This window comes from Burkholderia sp. HI2714 (genome assembly GCF_002223085.1).
GTDB lineage: Bacteria > Pseudomonadota > Gammaproteobacteria > Burkholderiales > Burkholderiaceae > Burkholderia > Burkholderia lata_D.
This window is the reverse complement of sequence record NZ_NKFM01000121.1, coordinates 1-2,291: the sequence shown is the minus strand read 5'-3', so window position 1 is coordinate 2,291 and position 2,291 is coordinate 1. Positions and strand designations below refer to the sequence as shown.

5 protein-coding genes are annotated in these 2,291 nt (G+C 61.9%); 3 read left to right on the top strand and 2 right to left on the bottom strand.

Going from position 1 to position 2,291, the window contains the following annotated elements; translation table 11 throughout:
* Positions 1 to 163: 163 nt before the first annotated feature.
* Positions 164 to 421, bottom strand: a complete 258-nt coding sequence (locus CFB82_RS41280; protein ID WP_143751087.1) for a helix-turn-helix domain-containing protein — start codon at positions 419 to 421, stop codon at positions 164 to 166.
* Between the two features lie 171 nt (positions 422 to 592).
* Here CFB82_RS41280 and CFB82_RS43655 point away from each other — a divergent pair, with 171 nt between their 5' ends.
* From CFB82_RS43655 to CFB82_RS41270, 3 genes are read left to right on the top strand one after another with little or no spacing between them, the layout of a single operon-like run.
* On the top strand, positions 593 to 799 hold the full coding sequence (locus CFB82_RS43655) for a transposase (protein WP_179255542.1): 207 nt from the start codon (positions 593 to 595) through the stop codon (positions 797 to 799).
* Positions 800 to 801: 2 nt separating this feature from the next.
* Complete coding sequence (locus CFB82_RS41275; protein WP_179255541.1) at positions 802 to 1,542, top strand: transposase; 741 nt, start codon at positions 802 to 804, stop codon at positions 1,540 to 1,542.
* Complete coding sequence (locus CFB82_RS41270; protein ID WP_089487933.1) at positions 1,530 to 1,952, top strand: hypothetical protein; 423 nt, start codon at positions 1,530 to 1,532, stop codon at positions 1,950 to 1,952. Before CFB82_RS41275 ends, CFB82_RS41270 begins: the two co-directional genes overlap by 13 nt.
* A gap of 58 nt (positions 1,953 to 2,010) precedes the next feature.
* On the opposite strand, the gene CFB82_RS41265 is transcribed toward CFB82_RS41270, so the two are convergent.
* Positions 2,011 to 2,291, bottom strand: a 281-nt coding sequence (locus CFB82_RS41265; RefSeq protein WP_256990774.1) for a hypothetical protein, incomplete at its 5' end; no start/stop codon positions are given.

Below are 2,291 nucleotides of genomic sequence, written 5' to 3'. Positions count from 1 at the left end.
GTTGAAGAAGGTCCTGCCTCAAGCGCGCGTGGATGTTCCCATCCGGTATGCTAGGTCCGTGGTGCGATGACTATCGGTAAGCGCCTCACGACGGCCGTCCGCGACACGATGCCCGCGTGAGGTGTGAGCTTCCCCCGAAATTTTGCTTTCCATTCCGTCGAGTTTACCCGACCTCTTGGAGAGCGAAATTTCGGGGGAAGCTCAGTCCGATCACGCCCTGCTCACGCCAGGTGTGCGCCCAGTTGTAGACCGACTGGCCGCTCACGCCGAGCTTCTCGCTCACCGCCATCGGCCGCAGTTTGCCGCCCGCGAGCATCAACAGGGCCGCCGCTCGCGTGCGCATGTCCTGATACGGGTGATTGATCGACAACTGCTGCAAGGTTTGCTCCTCGACTTCATTCAGGATAACGACGCACTTCATTCAACGCTCCGGCGGATGGGGGTCGCCAAAGTTAACAAATTCCAAACACGTTTACCAGCAACACTTAGATCATGGGGCTCTTTCTACCGGACCCACGGTCGCCGCGCAAGGACCCTGCTGAACAAAGCCGCTCGTCCCGTCCAGTTCGAACCCTGATTATAGAGACATTTCATGTCGAAGGTTTATTCGAGCGTTGCGATCCAGACCAGTCTGATGTTGCGCACGGCGTTTCGGATGGCGCTGCGGCAGGCCGAAGAACTACTCGGGTCGGTCATCACATTGATGGGCCTGAATCTGTCGGCGCCCGATCACACCACGGTCAGTCGCCGGGCGGTAACGCTGCCCCGCTACCGCGTGAAGCGCCAGTGGGGCCGTTAGACGTGCTCATCGACAGTACCGGACTTCAGGTGTTCGGCGCAGGCCAGGGGCTGGAAGAAAAGCACGGCGCGCAGTCGCGCCGGCGCTGGCACAAGCTGCACTTGGCGGTGGATGCCGGCACCGGCATGATCGTCGCGCACACGCTGACGGACCAGCATGCCGACGACCCATCGCAGGTCTCGCCGCTGCTCGACCAGATGGATGGCAAGATCACCCGGGTGATTGCGGACGGCGCGTACGATGGCGCCCCCCCCACCTACCAGACGATCGCGCAGCACGCAGCGGGTATCAAGGTCGTGATTCCGCCGCGCTCGACAGCGGTGGCCAGCTGCGAACTGGGTCCTCCCACCCAGCGTGACTGTCATCTGGCGGCGATCCGCAAGAACGGACGACTGGACTGGCAGAAAGCTACCGGGTACGGGCAGCGCGCCCTGGTGGAGACAACCATGGGGCGCTACAAGGCGTTGAACGCGCCGCGACTGCGCGCTCCTGGGCGGCCCAACAGGCCGAGACCGCCATCGGTATGGCGGTGCTCAACCGCATGCTGGCTGCCGCCGGCCCGAAATCCGTTCGCCGCGAGCGAGTCGCCGAATAGCGGCTTTCGGGGAGAGGGAGTCTGTCCTGATTTCTGCAAGTGCACCAACGCCCCCTCACGGGGAATTCGAGCTGGCCTCGAAGCGTTGCTGCATGACATACTGTACGTGAAAACGAGGCAGGGTCAGCCTATGGGATGCAAGCGTTGAAGACGGGGGCGCAGAAGTCGACGCGCGATGAAGGTACGGCACTGACCGCTCGCATGCCGTCGCCGGACGAAATCCTGGCGCGGTTCCGTCCCGGGTTCATCTATGAACCGTACGACATGGCTAGAAAGTTCGGGGTGCGCCCGCGTATGGTCAGTCCAATTCTCGAATCCATGGCCGGGGCGGGGCAGCTCGAAGTCGCAGCGGTCAAGCGGGGCAAGCGGCTCTATCGAGGTTATGCGCTGCTGGGCACGGTGGATGATGGGGCTGAAGAGGTCAAGGCGTCGACCACCTCGATAGCGGCAAGGCCGATCGGGCCTAACCTGAAATCCACGCTGGCCGGCTACGACCGCGAGATGCGTAGCAGAATGGCGCTCTGCATAATGGTGAGGCAAGCTCTCAACAGAAAGTAAATCTGTAATTTGATGGCTTTGTTCGACAGGGTATGCGCTCAGTTGGTTGCGGGCGCAATTAGGCTGTCTTGACGCAAATCGCCTTGCCGAAGCTGTTCCACCGGTTCACGAGGTTAGCAATGATCACGCCCTCGCGCTGCTGCGATTCGAGTCGGCGCGTCAGCAGTCGCGCGCCGATGCAGCGTTTGATCCGCGAAATCTGCGCCTCGACCAGCGCGCGCTTGCCATACCCGTACTTGTGGTGGAACGCATGGATGCCTTTCTCCTTGATGTAGCCGACAATCTGGTCGTGCCAGCGTGTGGCCGGCTTAGCGTGAACCACCGCATTGGCCGGCGGCG

What these genes read in the sequence shown, in the direction of transcription:
- CFB82_RS43655 (WP_179255542.1), top strand. Translation starts at nt 593, where the DNA reads ATGTCGAAGGTTTATTCGAGCGTTGCGATCCAGACCAGTCTGATGTTG.
- CFB82_RS41270 (WP_089487933.1), top strand. Translation starts at nt 1,530, where the DNA reads ATGCAAGCGTTGAAGACGGGGGCGCAGAAGTCGACGCGCGATGAAGGT.
- CFB82_RS41280 (WP_143751087.1), bottom strand. Translation starts at nt 421, where the DNA reads ATGAAGTGCGTCGTTATCCTGAATGAAGTCGAGGAGCAAACCTTGCAG.